9 protein-coding genes are annotated in these 15894 nt (G+C 38.0%); all 9 read right to left on the bottom strand.

The annotated features are described in order from the left end of the window. Window positions 1–29 precede the first annotated feature (29 nt). A complete protein-coding gene (locus tag BQ8014_RS16000; RefSeq protein ID WP_080905233.1) occupies window positions 30–554 on the bottom strand; it encodes a DUF6141 family protein in 525 nt (174 codons plus the stop codon). A gap of 227 nt (window positions 555–781) precedes the next feature. Next, window positions 782–2020, bottom strand: coding sequence for an MFS transporter (locus BQ8014_RS15995; protein ID WP_080905232.1), 1239 nt, complete (start codon window positions 2018–2020; stop codon window positions 782–784). Between the two features lie 48 nt (window positions 2021–2068). Further along, entirely contained in the window at window positions 2069–5227 is a 3159-nt protein-coding gene (locus BQ8014_RS15990) for a cyclically-permuted mutarotase family protein (protein ID WP_080905231.1), read from the bottom strand. A gap of 6 nt (window positions 5228–5233) precedes the next feature. Next, on the bottom strand, window positions 5234–5893 hold the full coding sequence (locus tag BQ8014_RS15985) for a GDSL-type esterase/lipase family protein (RefSeq protein ID WP_080906005.1): 660 nt from the start codon (window positions 5891–5893) through the stop codon (window positions 5234–5236). Between the two features lie 2 nt (window positions 5894–5895). Beyond that, window positions 5896–7890 (bottom strand): family 20 glycosylhydrolase, encoded by a 1995-nt coding sequence (locus BQ8014_RS15980; RefSeq protein ID WP_080905230.1) that lies wholly within the window; start codon window positions 7888–7890, stop codon window positions 5896–5898. 1 nt (window position 7891) lies between these two features. Beyond that, window positions 7892–9526 (bottom strand): sialidase family protein, encoded by a 1635-nt coding sequence (locus tag BQ8014_RS15975; protein WP_080905229.1) that lies wholly within the window; start codon window positions 9524–9526, stop codon window positions 7892–7894. Between the two features lie 158 nt (window positions 9527–9684). Continuing rightward, window positions 9685–11241 carry a RagB/SusD family nutrient uptake outer membrane protein gene (locus tag BQ8014_RS15970; RefSeq protein WP_080905228.1) on the bottom strand — a complete coding sequence of 519 codons (1557 nt, stop codon included), beginning with the start codon at window positions 11239–11241 and terminating at the stop codon, window positions 9685–9687. Window positions 11242–11252: 11 nt separating this feature from the next. Beyond that, the gene (locus tag BQ8014_RS15965; RefSeq protein WP_080905227.1) at window positions 11253–14585 is read right to left on the bottom strand and encodes a SusC/RagA family TonB-linked outer membrane protein; all 3333 of its coding nucleotides are present in this window, start codon (window positions 14583–14585) and stop codon (window positions 11253–11255) included. A gap of 113 nt (window positions 14586–14698) precedes the next feature. Continuing rightward, entirely contained in the window at window positions 14699–15886 is a 1188-nt protein-coding gene (locus tag BQ8014_RS15960) for an AGE family epimerase/isomerase (RefSeq protein WP_080905226.1), read from the bottom strand. Window positions 15887–15894 lie beyond the last annotated feature (8 nt).

Raw genomic sequence — 15894 nt, 5'->3', positions numbered from 1 at the left:
TCTAAGATAGGCGGCTAAACCTGGCCTATTTATGATTTTTGTTGTCGTTTTAGTTGCCCGATCTCCTTTAAGACCTTTGCCATTTCGTCCGATTTACCCGTTCCGATCAGTATCTTCTTTTGGTTTGTAAATTCCAACTGCAAACCTTTGCCGCCCGAAACATTGAATGCTTTCCCTTTGCCGAATAATCCCAGTCTTACTCCCCAGCCTCCATATTCGGTTATGGGGGAGTATTTTCTTATATAACATTCCCGCAAAGAATCCCAGGGGTAATGTTTATAGGAAAGATGGAATGGAAAGAAACGAACGTAAATTCCGTCTTTCTTTATTTTTGTGTCGAGACGCAAAAAGATGAATAAAAGGGTCAGTATAATTGCTAAGCTTGTCATTAGGATAAGTCCCGTGTCGTTCATCGGTTTGTTGCCAAAAGGTTCTTCCAGAAAGAGTTGTTTGTATGAGCCATAAAGAAACAACCCATCGATAGCGAGCAGGATAATCCAAATCCACCATTGCTTGAAGCTCTGTCTTTCGCTGAATAAAATGCCATTTTCCATAGAATGTTTATCTATTGATATCGGTGCTAATATAGTCTAAAAATAAGAATCTACGTAAAAAAATTACAAGAATCTTATTAAAATTATATATGTGCAGTTCATCCTCTTTTGTCGTATAAAGGGAAGGGGAAAAGTCATCAATCCCATCCAATTTGACTCAAACTTATCGGGAGAAGAAATTGATCGAATTGAAACTATTATAGCTAAAATAGCGTCACTTTCTGCAGTTAATCTTTCATGTTGGATACCTTAGGCCGGAGATAGAGCAGTTGAATACAAAGAACAAAGAATACCAAAATACTTAACATTGCAAAATCGCTACCAAGTTTTCCGGAATCCGTAGAGCGTCCTAAAAGGTCGGTAATAAATGCTCCGGCAAAAACACCTGTCATATTCATTAGTCCATAGACAGTGGCTCTGTATTTAGATGAAACGAACTGACACAGGATAGGCATATTATTGGCATCGAACATACCATATCCTAACCCGAAACAAAGCGCGCCCCCGATTACCGTAGGGAAGCTGTTTCCAAAGCCCAATAGCAATAAGGACGGTATAATCAGTCCGAGCCCTATAGCTCCGGTATAGATACGCCCTCTCAGATTTTTCTGAATCCATTTGTCTGAAATAATACCGCCAATAATAACCCCGATAAACGACGATACTGCAATAGTAATAGTAGAGAGTGGTCCGGCTTGTGCCATATCTATCGAAAGATTGGATGAAAATAGAGTTGGCAGCCAGTTTTTGGTCGCCCATCCCGGTAAACTTGGCGTTGCGAAGTACAATAGGATAACCCAAAACCAAATATTGGCAGCAAGCATAACAAACCCCTTGAGTACAGAACCTTTTTCTTTTGACTTATTTAAATCCTTAATTATGACAGGCATTCTTTTTTCTCTCAGAAAGAGAATCAATATAATACTGTATATAATTCCGATAATTCCAAACCAATGGAAAGTTGCTTTCCAAGAATAGGCTGCAGCCACCGTTGCTCCAAAACCGCCGATAGCCTGTCCTGTATATAAGCCGGTCATATGGATACCAACTGCCAGAGAACGGGTTTTATTGGTATGATAATCTGCAATTAAGGATAGTCCGGCAGGAATATATAAGGCTTCGCTTATCCCCATCAATGCGCGAAGAACATACAGTTGACTAAAAGAAGAGGAGTATCCCATTAATAAAGTAACTGTTGACCATATAAAAAGACTACCTACAATCAGCCATTTCCGGTTCAATCTGTCTGCTATAATCCCTGCAACGGGGCTCATAAATCCGTATATCCATAAGAATATGGCCATTAAGTGCCCAAAATTTGCGGCAGATTCCAATTCGGCAATGTCTATCATCATTGAATCACGCATTGTCGATAACATTTGCCTATCCATATAGTTTAATAAAGCTACCATCCATAATAAACCAACCACCACCCATGGATATATTTTCTTTTCTTCTAATTTCATGTTCTTGATATTATTAAAGCTAAAAGTATTCAGTAAGTAATAAAATGTTTATTGTACAATCAGGCTGTTGACTTTTGCCGATCTAACTCCGGGCTTCAATTCGCCACAAACGATATATAGTTTATCATTCCATAGGATTACTCCAGCGCCTGCCCTAGCTAACTCAGGGTAATCGCCAAATGAATGCCAGCAGCCAGTCCGTACGTCGAAAAACGTCAAATCCTTTTTGAACTTATACCATTCCGGATTTTGACTCATGTATTCTTTTCCTACTTCCTTTAGTGTAGAGGCGAGTTGATTCTCTTCCGACTTGATGGCTTCTTGCATCTTTTTTATTCTTTTAAGGGCAGAGTCGAAACGTTCGTAATCAACTCCTCCTGTAAATAATATTTTATCTGTTCCAAAAGGGACTCCGTATGCACCGACAAAAGTTTTTAAGTCTCCGCCATCAGGCTCTATGTTTGAAAATTTTATCCATTGATTCGATTTGAAATCAAACTTCATAACATCTGTAAAAACTTTAGGAGTTTGTTCGTCATATCCTCCGGCAAGAAATAAACATCCTTCCTGGGCCACTAATACAGGCTGTTGTCTTTCATATTTATAAGGAGAATCAATTCTTCTCCAACCGGATATTTTGTTTTTCAAATCAAGGTAATAAATCACCCCTTTATTTTTGTCTGAAGATATGCCTCCTGCAACGTATATGATATTGTCTAGTATGGTAGCACTTCCGTTGAAATGATTTACAGGAAGCGATGGCAAGCGTTTATATTGAAGGTTTTTAGCATTATTGTCATATTGTATTAATATAACATCGGACAATGCTGATGTTTTGTTCTGACCGCCAATGCAGATTATTCCTTCATCTGTACTTACGGCTGTGCCATAAGCCACTTTATGAGGGAACGGCAAGCACTTTACCCACTTTTTATTATCTGAAGCTTCAGAAATATCAAGTAAATAGACATCATCATAGAACATCTTTTCTCCTCCTGCCTTTGCCGGTTTATCGGAGAAATTACATCCTCCTACAATAATCAGTTTATCGTGATGCACACCTATAAAAACCCCGGATACCCCTCCTTCGACAGGATAATCGGGCAAAGATTCGCAACGCACTTTTTCTTTAATATCTTTCATTGTCTTTTCTTCTGTTTTAAATGTTGAGGCCGGCAGATTAGCTCTATTTACCAGATTAGCTCGTGTAAAAGGCTGCCAGCCATACCTCACGTACCTTGGATTTTTCACTTTTTCAGAGGATACTTTTACTTTATCATTTACCACTTCTGCTTTTGCCGGGTGATATAGTCCATCGATTTCGGCCAATTCAAACCCGATTATATCTTCTCTTATGGATGCATGCATGCCTTGCGAATAATCGAATGAAATCAGAACATTGTTTCTTCTATATTCTGCCGAACGATACAAAGGTCCAGAGGGAATAATATGATTTTTGTCGTATTCTTTATTCAAAGCCCAGAAAGCTAAACGTTCTCCGATATCTTTCTTATAATATGGATGAACATCCAATGAGTCTCCCTTATCGCTTGAAACAGTCATATAGATATCGGGGATCTTATCCATCAATTTTCGTTGTGAATCTCTAAACCATGTCCATGACGGGCGGTTCAGGCTGGAAAGCTGAACATAAAGAAAAGGCAATCTCGGCATATTCCAGTAACTTCTCCAACTGGAAACAAATAAAGGGAACAGCCGTTCGAAGGCTTCAATATTATGAGCATTCGATTCTCCTTGATACCAGATAACACCATTGATTGGATATTCTTTTAGCGACAATATACCGGACTCAAATAAATAGGCAGGTTCGTACGGATGGCGTTGATCGGGGTCGGCCGACTTTCTTATATTTAAGATGGCCCTGCCCCTTACCCAATCCTGTATGAAATCATTTTTCATCCAATCTTTCAGTATTTCCGGGAAATTGAATTCCAAAGTTTTTCTATCTATCCAGGATTCTATCGGTGCGCCTCCGACAGCGTTATGAATCAATCCGATTGGTACATCAAGGCTGTCGGCCAGCATGCGTCCAAAGTAATAGCCAACGGCGGAGAATTGTGCGGCAGAGCCAGGTGTACATTCAGTCCATGATGCATCTTCAAAATATTGTAACCGGTTTAAAGACTTAAGGGCTATACTATCCCATTCCACAGCATTTGTTTCCCATTTGGGTTTCATATCGAAGAAACGGATGTTTTTATTGTTCAATTTACGGTCGTTTTTCTTAAAATCAGCATCATTATTAAGGTAGAATGCCATGTTAGATTGTCCGGAACATAACCAAACCTCCCCGACAACTACATTATTGTATTTTAAAGTTTTATTCTTTGTCGAAATTTTTAAAGTATAAGTTTCGCCTGTTGACAAAGGGTCTAACGTCACTTCCCATTTGCCATTAATTTTAGCAACAGTTGCATGTTTCTGTACTCCTATTTCTACCGTTACTTCTTCTTTACTATTTGCAATTCCTTGTACCTTTAAATACCGATTTCTTTGCAGTACCATATTGTCTGTATAAAGAACAGACATTCGCAATCCTCCGTAATTACCTGTTAAGGTACTATATACCGTCTCGGCCAATGCTTTAGCGCCTTCTGCATTAGGATGTAAGGCATCAGGCAAAAGATCGGGGCGATGGAAGAGCTTTTCCTCAAAATCTATCAGTCCTACATGAGCATAGTCTGCAACCAGTTCTATCTTCTTTTGAATCTCGGCATACCAGTCACGTGTGCCGGATATAAACCGAGTATGCTTATATGTAATCGGGCTCATTCGGCAAATCCATATTTCACATTTCGGATTTACTTTTCGAAAAGAGTCTATCAGGTTTAGATAATCTATAAAAAAGTCATCCTTGTAATTTGGCCAATTTCGGGGATCGGTATCGTTTAATCCTAAATGAATAATAACAATGTCAGCAGCATAATTCAGAGCTGCTATATATTCTTCTTGTTCTATATATGGCCTATGTCCTTTTGACAAAAGAGTAGCTCCGCTTTTGCCGAAGTTTTTAACGTCATAATCATTTCCTAATAGCTTTTGCAGTTGTGAAGGATAGCAGGCTTTCTCTCTATCGGGAAGTAAATAACCGAAGGTCACGCTATTCCCGAGACAGGCTATTTTTGTTTTCTTTTGAGCTGATACACAAACCGGAAATATTAATAATAGAATAAACACTTTTCTCATATCAATCTACTTTTCTTCAACATATGGCATAAGAATATCTCTCCATAAAAAATAGCCCGTTCCCATAAGATGTAATCCGTCATTTGTATATTTTGGATTTAGTTTATTTGTCCCTGTAGTTACAAACCTCGAATACAAGTCTATATACCGTAAAGAATATTCTTCAGTTATACTTTTTAATTTCTCATTTAAATTCTTTATTGAATCCGATTTCATATGTCCTGCAAACGTACCGAAGTCAGAATTGACAGGCAATACACTTTGCAAGTACAACTTTGTTTTCGGAGTTACTGATTGAATTTTAGAAATAATAGACTTGATATTTTGAACTGTAGAGTCGACAGATATATTTCGTGCAATATCGTTTATTCCGATCAGCAGAAATATCTTTTTGGGTTTTCCTCTCAGGATATTATCCAGGCGATCGAGTATCCCTTCGGAAATATCTCCGCTAATACCTCTGTTTTTTATATGGATATTATTGAATAGCTCACCCCATTCATTTCCGTTGGTAATACTATTTCCTAGAAATATAATGTCGTCGGAAGAAATAGAAAGCAGTTCAAACAGACTATTTCTTTGCTCATAGAATGTTGAATGCTTTAGCTGTTGAGCAGAAATAAATAAAGGGAATACAAATAGAATCAATAAAAATGCTCGTTTCATATTCATCTTATTTTGTCCGGAGAGTATATGAGTTTTTCAATTTGATTTCCGTCAGGAGTTACAAAAACACAGGTAAACATCCATTTTACCAACCGAATTTCATTTATACTAAATTGTCCGACCGGTAATTTTAGTAAAACTTTATTCCATCCTTTATTTAATCTCACAGGAATTGGAGCGCGTGCCTGAAAATTCTCATTTGTCAATGGTATCTCACTCGATTGGATTGTATGGGATGATTCCCAAACAGGAGGTTCTATCTCTCTATCGTTGATCCAAATCTTACTTTCTTTATAGTCCCATTTTCCTTGTCGAGGAGGTAAATCCTTTTCTGAACGGGAATAGTCCTGTGTGGAAAACCACAAACCTACATCTTGATTTTTAGAAGAATATACATAGGTATATGCATAAGCTGTGTGATTGGGTTCTGGATTCTTATAAAATCCGGGAACAAATGTTCCCCATACATGTCTTAAATAGATTCCTGCACCTATAGCATCTTTTGTATTGTACGCTTTCTCATCATAGCTGTAAGATGTTTCTATTTTATATTCGGGCGGAAAAGATGTTGCTAAATCGCCATTGTTGGGAAAAGCTTCCGTTATTCTCCATTTTACGCCGGTTTGCCTGACATAAGCAAAGGGGTATCCCTGTAAATTGTTTTCTTTATGCCACAACAGTCTGTTTTCAAATTCTTTGAAATTCTTAAAATCCGAAGATCCTTCTTCGGGAAGCATCGTACCTCTAACATCGAAATATTCCGTTCCCCCTCCTTGCCATGTACGCTCAGCCAAAGTTAACATTACCGGATAAAAGTTATTCTGTTTCAGAATATTCTGTTCTTCTTTCACATATCTGTCGTGCCACATTCCGATAATACATCCAGCATGGCTTTCACTGCCTTGGCTGACATTCAAGATACGGCTGTTGTACAATGCAACCAGATCGGCAAAAGCATCGAAATGATTGATATAGTGGAACTTTGAATCTATTGCAGGTATCCATTCCTGAGCTTTCCCTCTATAACTCCATAGTTGGGTCATATCTATTTCTCCCGCTTGGTATTTCCATCCGGGATTCCATGATATGACCTTTTTACCTTTTCCTCTTATATAATTTACCATCTGGGGTATAAATTCCGGATTTGTAAACTGTACTTCATCTGTGCCAATATGAATATATGGAACATCAAATGTATCACATATCTCATCTATCAGAAGCTTCAATATAGTCATTCCTTCTTTGCTTTGCATATCGTGCCTGAATGCCTTCCTGAAAGCAAGGCTGTGTCCCGGCATATCGATTTCCGGTATCAGCAGGACGTTACGTTTTTTGCAGAAATCGACTAACTCTTTAGCCTCTTCCAATGTATAATATTTACCGGGATGTCTTATGTAATTTATACTATCATTCAATATTGGAAATATTTTACTCTCAAGACGCCATCCTAAATCTTCGGTAAGATGCCAGTGAAAAGTATTTATTTTGTATTGTGACAGTACATCTATTTCTCTTTTAAGTTCTTCTAAAGAAATATATGTCCGACCAACATCCTGCATAAATCCTCTTATCCTAAAAGCCGGAAAATCTGTAATTTCACAACCTTCCATGTAGTACTTCGATCCTCTTTTTACCTTAAGTTGTTTCAACGTTTGCATAGCCCAGTAGATCCCTTCTTGGCCTATAGCTTTCACATATATACGATTCCTTGTAATGGAAAGCGTATAGGCTTCCTGCTGGTTCAAATCCACACCATCAAGGTTATCGACAAGGGTTACTATTATTTCAGCCTTTGCCGACCGGCTAACCTTACCTCCTGTGCTTGTTATCAAATCCGACCATTCTTTCTCAAAGACAGAAGTAGAGAGCTTAACTTTATCTAAAGGAAAAAATAGCCCATTCTTTTTTACTTGTTGCGGCATGGGTAAAAGATCACCTACTCCCGCAAATATAAAGGATGAGTAAGATAATAGGAATATGAGAATAGAGTATTTCATCTCACGGCTTTTTGATTATATCAGTTAATTTGAAAGCCTGATAGGTCATATGGGCGACACTGGATTCGTAGAGTATACCGACAGTTTCTTTATCTACTTGCGACAGGCACGAATAACCCCATCCATGTTCTTCATCTATCAGCAATTGATTTTCGGGAAGCCATGTCAGTCCGCCATCCATACTGGCCTTTATGGTAATATTTTTTCTTTCTTTTATTGTATTGGGATTAGAGAATAATAAAATGTCTTTTCTGAAAATATTATCCTTTGCTGCTATTTTTATTAGGCTCGCCATACAAACCGGCTCTTGTAACGCTGTACGGGAAGATTCGTGCTCATTCCATGTTTTACCTAAATCTGTAGTCGTATAGACAGCACGGCTACCACCTCTATTGTCTCTCATATTTAACATTAAAACACCTTTACTTACTTCTGCAACCTGAGCTTCGGTGGTATTGCAGCGGGCATAATTATGAGTGTGCCATGTTTTTCCATGGTCTTTGCTATACATAATTCCGGCATTGGGTATTCCGTCTGCTCCAATAAATTGATTGGCAAAGACAATTGTTCCGTCTTCCATCGTAATACCATTTCCGGGACCCTGCAGCAAAAAGGACCATTCAGGCTGTTTTAGCTGTTCGGTAATATTAATAGGTTCAGACCATGTTTTACCATCATCATCACTCTTAGCCATTACCAATTGTGCGGTTTTATCTATAGTCATCCCTTGTTGAGAATTGAACCATGCGCGGCCATTTCCCATGCCGTGTGTCCATACGGCAACAATCCAGATTGTCCCGCTTTTTTTATCCACCAGTATTGCTGGATCTCCAACTCCATTTTGTGCTTTTGGCAACCCTCCATATTCCTCAAATTTTATTGGTATACGCATAGGCTCCCATGTTTGACCTCCATCGGTACTTCTGCTCAAGCCTATGTCGATATATTCCTGTAAATCAGAGCTATTATTATACCTCGCATCGTAAACTGCCAGTAATGTGCCTTTGTTAGATGTCGCCATGCCCGGTATACGATATGCTGCAACCCCGTCATCTCCTGCGTGACGAACACCTACACCAAGATAATAGGTTGTCTTTTTATCCGGTCGATTTAAAACAGGTTTTCCATCTATAATTATTTCTTTTATCTGTGCTCTTATCTGAGAATGTATTGAGGCTTGAGGATGCATTTCGATACTGATCCAGAAATAGTTTATACCGCCTATCATGTTTTGATCGGCTGATAATGTTATTTCGTTTTTTATAGAGGTAACCTCTGATTTTTTTATTGAATAAGAAGTGTTAGCCGCCAATGTCTTACCAGGTATATCTCTAGATATATATTGTACAGGAGAAAAATATTCTTTCCCTTTTCTTTGCACGTTTTCAATGCCACTGTAATATAGTTTTACCGCTTTTATTTCATTAGGATTTATTTCCTTATCGAAGCTTACTGTCACATTATTCAATATCTTGCTGTTCAGTATATCCGTGTTTACACGCAGATAAAACAATATGTTATCCTGCCTGTCGATAAGGATGGGAAGCCGAGGGTGCTTTATCTGTACAATTTCTTGGGCTCCGATGTATGTAACAAATATAAGTAGTAAATAAAAACAAGATATTAGTTTTCTCATGATATTAATCGGTATTTCTATTTTGATTCTATAAAAATAAAACTCTTTATGGAAATTAAGTGGGAATCAGATGTAGTAAAAGACTTTTTGAATAGACTTCTACTACATTCTGATTATTTAACAGCCAAGAATCGGTTTATATTCCCAACAAATATGTTTTAATATCCCGGTGTTTGCTTGAGCAGTGGGTTTACATTTAATGTGCTTGCATCTACAGGCCAAAGCAATTTATAGGCCTCATCTTGATTTAGCAGAGGAGAAGTTGAAGGATAATTACCGCTATTCGAAAAAGCCAGTGATTTATTATTTGAATCGTGCATACGTACAACATCGAACCAACGTTTACCTTCCCAAACGAATTCTTTATCCCGTTCATGTAAAATGGCCAATTCGTTTTCTGCGTATGTGCCTTCTGTATATTCATGCCCGGGATAATTACTTCCGTAGGCACGTTGACGTATTTGATTAATATAGGAGGCACAAGGATTACCCAAGCCATTCTCACACTCGGCCATCATTAATAAAGCATCTGCATAGCGGTAAATAATAATATCACTATCGTAGATATGATTGTTGTTAGAGTTTATTGAACCAACTCCTTTTAACATAACGCAACCGAAATTACTCAACTCTCCCGAACTGCTTTTACTTTGATAATACTCAAGGAATGTCGCGTCCCGACGAGTATCTTCCGCATCATATGTTTTCCAGAAATCTTCAACATATTCATGGCGGAATACACCTCCTGTACCTTTCAGATTGAGACTATCTCCTGTGATCTTTTCTCCATTTCTCCCATATACCTGATTAATAAACACAGCATCCTGATACAAGAACATCCCTCCCCAGTTAGTTGCTTCATTATCTGCAAAATGTAAAGTGAAAATAACTTCTGAGCTTTCTTTGTTAGAAGTAGAGAAAATGCTTTCAAAATTACTTAATAGACTAAATTTTCCGATTATCTCATTCAAAGCAGTTTTGGCAATAGACAAGTCCGCCTGCCCGGTAGCAGTATAATCGGTGATAGAAACCTTAGCAGCCCACATATAGATTTCTGCTTTCAACATCAATGTCGCATATTTAGACCATTTATTCTTATTAATTGTTACATTTGATCCAAAGTAACTTTCCGATTTTGCTATATCTTCTTTTAGAAAACTCATTGTAGCCTGAGGAGTTGCCCTTTCTACATAGAACTTCTCGGCTGTAACTTTTCCGTTTAATATTTCTACTTCGGTGACGATTGGAACGCCTCCGTAGGTTCTATATAGCATAAAGTAATGCAGGGCTCTTAAACCGTAAGCTTGGCCTAGGTAGTAATTTTTTTCGCTTTCGCTGAGAAAATTAGTTTCTTTTTCCAATTCCGAAATAGCTAAATTTATGCGCATAATAGATGAGTATAACCCGTTCCAATTACTTATCCCTGTATTATCCTTAGTAAGTAGTTGCGAACGAATGACAGAATAATCCAAACTGGTATTCAACGAAGAGGTACCGATACGCTGGTTTCCTCCACGAAGTTCACCCAAGACATAAAACATACTGTAATTGCTTCTCAAATAAGAATTCAACCCATTCATATATCCATCTACCTGTGATGTGTTTTTCCAAAAATTTCCACTACCATAGTAATCTTCCGGTGATAGGTCCAAGGCATCACATGATGTAAAAATAAGACCTACTATCATGGAAAGGCTATATAATATCTTTTTCATATTTTATCAATTTAGAAAGTTACGTTTAAACCGAAAATAATAGTACGTGGCAATGGATATCCACCATTGTTACTAGATTGTTCCGGAGAGAATAAGTGCTTGGCTGCAGTCAGATAACCCAAATTTTGTCCTGTAACAGATACTTCAACATTTGATAGTTTAGCTTTTTGTATCCATTGAGAAGGAAGTTTATATGACAAGCTAACTTCACGGAAAGCCAAATAATCTCCTCTATAAGCAAAAATAGATGACTCACGGCAATAATTTCTTTTTCCTAATTGGTCAGCCCATACATAAGTTGGAAATTTTGCATCTGGATTATCAATACTCCATGTATCAAATGTTTCGGATATTGTATTGTAGGTTCCTTGAGCACAAGACATTATCCACATGGTTTTATAATCTATAGCCCAAAATCCCAAGGCATAATCGAATCGGGCAGATAAACTTAGGTCTTTCCAACGTACATTAGTATTGAATCCTCCTGTAAACTTCGGTCTAAGGTTGCCGATCTTTACCATATCATAATTATCTATAACTCCGTCTCCATTCACATCTTTCCATTTTACATCACCGGGCTCTATTTTCAATGCGTTTGCTTTCTGTGTAGCAGTCAATTTATTATAGCCCGCTGTGCCTCCGTACAAAGGTCGTCCACTAGAACCGTTGTTTCCACTTGTGATGTCTATTAAACCATCAGGTATTTCATCTTCCGATTTGTATATACCCTCAGCTATAAACATATAAATATCGCCGGGGCGTTGCCCTTCCTGATATCCGCCTACCCAGATTAATTCATCACCATTACCGCTGTATACTTGGTAAGCACTTTGACGGTTGTTAGACAATCCATTGTAAGGTAAAGATATAACCTTGCTGCTTGCAACGGCGCCATTCCAATTGATATTCCATTTCCAATCTTTTCTGTCAAGAACTTTGAAGCCTAATTCAAATTCAAATCCCTGATTCTGATACTCTCCATTATTAGAAGTAATAGAGCTTACTCCCGAAGTAGACGGTACAGTAATACTGGCATACTTATCACTTGTCAAGCGTGTGTAATAACCCAGATTAGCCGTGATGCGATTGTTGAGAAATCCCATATCCAAGCCAACTTCTGTGGTTTTCGATTTTTCCCATTTCAAGTAAGGATTTGGGATGCTACCCAGCCCCAAAGCAAGAGCTCCATCATAGTTGGTTGTAGTTCCGTAAGAACCCTGTATGGTATAATTGCCTACCCAACTCGGGTTAACATTCCCATTCAGTCCAAAGCTGGCTCGGAGTTTTGCAAAAGAAACCACATCTTTCATCTTTTCCATAAAATTCTCCTTACTAAACACCCAGCCTGCCGATATTCCGGGAAATACACCCCAGCGATTATCTTCCGCTAATTTTGAATATCCATCTTTTCTGACAACAAACGAAAGCAAGTATTTGGCCTGGTAATCGTAATTTATCCGGCCAAAAAAAGACATGATACGCTGGCGCGAATGCCATGAGTCGATACTACGTTTTCCTTCTTCCGTAGAAGTATATTCCAGATCCATAAAATCCTCAAGAGGGGAACCCGAACCTGATGCAGAAAAACCTTTGTCATAAGAGTCGTAATATTCAAAACCAGCCATGGCATCCAGATAATGATTCTCATTAATCTGATTCTTGTAGTTTAATACAGCGTTATAAGTCTGATCTAAAACCCGGTCGAAATAAGCAGAAGTATTATGTGCGGTATTATAATTACCGGGAGAAGTCATATAATCTTTATTGAACGATTCCTGCTTATCTTCTGCAAAATACCAGATGGTTCCCAGCTTCAATGAAAGGTCTTTCATAAAGTTTATAGTAAAAGACTGGTTCATAGTAAACTTATCTGTATTCAGGTCACGATGGAAAGCATCAAGATTATATTGCTGATTCCCGTCACCTGAATTATTACCTAACAGCATTTCACCATTAGCATTGTAGCCCCGAAATGTAGGAGGAAGAGATAATACCCGTGAAAAATAGTTAGCTTCCGCGGTTTGAGTGGGCGATAGCCCATACCATTTAGCGTCTGCAAAATTGAAATTAGAGGATGAAGTCAACCATTCTTTTAACTTATAATCGGCATTGAAAGTGAATGTAACGCGCTGATACCAGTTGCCAACAGCTGTTCCTTCGCTACGATTATATCCTAATCCTGCATAATAATGCCCTTTTTCATTGCCTCCATTTACACTCAGGTTGTAATCCTGAGAAAGAGTCGGAGTCTCAATATTAAAATCAGCAATACTTGTGTTTTTGAAAATCAGTTTATCTCCATATACGGGGTCTATCATTGTTTCCCAACCCTGATTAAGAAGAAATGCCAGATCGTCACTATATTTCATGGTGCTCCAGATCGCAGAACTGCTTTTATTTCCATCCAAAGGGATGGTTTTAGCAGCATCAGCCCAATATAAATTACCTGTTCCGTATGGGGTTGCCGTAGTAAGACCGCTCAAACTAGACCATTGCTTTACAGCAGAGCCATCCGGATGGGTTTTGTTTCCTGTGTATGCATTCATATAGCCTGTGCGCATCCAATAGATATAGTCACGTGCATTCATAAAATCATAAGAGTCATGAAAATAATTCAATCCAACCTTGGTTTTTAGGTTAACCTCTGTCTGACCTGCTTTTCCTCGTTTGGTAGTGACTAATACGACCCCATTGTTTGCCCGTGCACCATAAATAGCGGTAGCTCCTGCGTCTTTCAAGACCTCCATGGATTCTATATCATCTGGATTGATATCGCTCAAGGAACTGCGGACTTGTCCGTCTATTAAAATCAGAGGAGAACCAGAGCCATCAAAGTTAGTACCTCCTCGTAGAACTAATGTTGGAGTACTTCCAGGATTACCAGATGTTTGGCTTACAGATAAGCCGGCAACAGCTCCAGATAGAGCTTGAGCCGGATTGGAAAAAAGACCTTGTTTTAGCGTTTCATCTTTTACTTTTGCTATGGAATTTGTCACTTTGGTGCGCAACTGTGATCCTCCATAACCAGTTACAACAATTTCGTCTAGCACTCTGGAATCTTCTTCCAGTTGGATTCTAAACTCTTTTTTTGTTCCAACAGTAATAATCTGTTCTTTAAAGCCAATAAATGACACACTAATTTTACTGTTTTCTCCTTTTAGAGTTAATGAGAATGAGCCATCGACATCAACCATCGTTCCATTGATTGTGCCAACCTCTTTGACACTTGCTCCAACCGAAGGTTCGTTTTTATTATCAAATACGAAACCTGTGATTGTTTTGTTTTGCCCCAGCGCACATATCGATATGCTGAGAATAACTAATACAAGTAACAGTTTTTGCATAAATTAAAATTTTAATGAAGTTAAACAATAATAAGGGTAAAAAACTTATAGCTATAGTAATATTGATTGATATATTTAATGATCTATCTTGGAAATCGGTTAACTGTTTTTTCTTATGTCATTCTTTTTATTATTTCATTACATATCATGTATGATTTTATCATCATACGAGGGATGTGAAAAGGTCCTTTGAAAAGATTTCCTTTTGCAGATTGGGAAACGCTGCCATCAAAATGTAGATAACCATACCATTCTCCATATTCTTTGTCGGGAAAATGTTTGTACGTATATTCGCTTATTTGCTGATGCATAGCTAAGTACTTTTCATCTCTTGTTGCTTCAAAAGCATAGAGAGTGGCAATAATAGCCTCTGTATGAGGCCACCAGAATTTCATATCATGAGAATAATCCTGGGCTGGAAAGTTCTTGCAATCTCTAAAATTATTTATTCCTCCATATTTTTTGTCCCAACCCCAGTCCCAAGACCATTCAAGTATTGTAGTACCTAATTCAATTAGTTTCTTATCCCAATTTCTATATTTTGCTTCTTCCAGAATAAACCATGCTGTTTCAATACAATGTCCAGGATTAATAGTTCTGCCCATTATGGTATCAACAAATCCACCGTTTATATTTACAGTTTCGAGTAAAGCTTTGAATTCCACATGTAAAAAGTCATTTTTAATTGATTGTATCGACTCTTCAATTTGTATATCTAAAACCGGATCTTTTATTGCTGCACGTATCCGACTGGCCGTATTGATCAAAATCATCGTCAACGAATGTCCTTTTAGTTTTAGATTCTGAGTATATTTATCCGGCAACATTCCTGGTGTTGTTATGAAAGATTGCGTTCTCTTGAAGAGTTCTAACGCTTTTTTTGCATAGGTCCTATCTCCCGAAGCGATTGCATATTCAGCCATCGCAATGATCGCGAATGTTTCGGAAAATATATAGCGTCTTTTTCTTAATGGAATTCCTGTCGCTGTAACTTCGAAAAACATTCGACCATCAGTATCAAAACAGTATTTTTCGATAAATTCGATAGTTTGATGGGCTGCTGATAACCATTCCGCTTTCTTTTCAATGTTATTATAGGCAAAAGCACAGACAAACGCAAATCGCCCCTGAAACCAGACTGATTTTGTACTGTCCATAAGCTGTCCCTTGTGGTCAAGGCATGTATATATACCTCCGTTTATCTGATCCAAACCATATTTCATCCAAAATGGCAAAATATCACTTACCAAATCCTGTCGATATTTTTCTGCCCATTCTTTTAAATATTTTCTTGTTTTCATGCTTGTTG

Source organism: Parabacteroides sp. Marseille-P3160, from assembly GCF_900162725.1.
In the GTDB taxonomy this organism is placed as follows: Bacteria; Bacteroidota; Bacteroidia; order Bacteroidales; family Tannerellaceae; genus Marseille-P3160.
The sequence above is the reverse complement of the archived record's forward strand: the minus strand, read 5'-3'. Positions and strand labels throughout refer to the sequence as shown.

What these genes read in the sequence shown, in the direction of transcription:
- BQ8014_RS16000 (WP_080905233.1), bottom strand. Translation starts at nt 554, where the DNA reads ATGGAAAATGGCATTTTATTCAGCGAAAGACAGAGCTTCAAGCAATGG.
- BQ8014_RS15995 (WP_080905232.1), bottom strand. Translation starts at nt 2,020, where the DNA reads ATGAAATTAGAAGAAAAGAAAATATATCCATGGGTGGTGGTTGGTTTA.
- BQ8014_RS15990 (WP_080905231.1), bottom strand. Translation starts at nt 5,227, where the DNA reads ATGAGAAAAGTGTTTATTCTATTATTAATATTTCCGGTTTGTGTATCA.
- BQ8014_RS15985 (WP_080906005.1), bottom strand. Translation starts at nt 5,893, where the DNA reads ATGAAACGAGCATTTTTATTGATTCTATTTGTATTCCCTTTATTTATT.
- BQ8014_RS15980 (WP_080905230.1), bottom strand. Translation starts at nt 7,890, where the DNA reads ATGAAATACTCTATTCTCATATTCCTATTATCTTACTCATCCTTTATA.
- BQ8014_RS15975 (WP_080905229.1), bottom strand. Translation starts at nt 9,526, where the DNA reads ATGAGAAAACTAATATCTTGTTTTTATTTACTACTTATATTTGTTACA.
- BQ8014_RS15970 (WP_080905228.1), bottom strand. Translation starts at nt 11,241, where the DNA reads ATGAAAAAGATATTATATAGCCTTTCCATGATAGTAGGTCTTATTTTT.
- BQ8014_RS15965 (WP_080905227.1), bottom strand. Translation starts at nt 14,585, where the DNA reads ATGCAAAAACTGTTACTTGTATTAGTTATTCTCAGCATATCGATATGT.
- BQ8014_RS15960 (WP_080905226.1), bottom strand. Translation starts at nt 15,886, where the DNA reads ATGAAAACAAGAAAATATTTAAAAGAATGGGCAGAAAAATATCGACAG.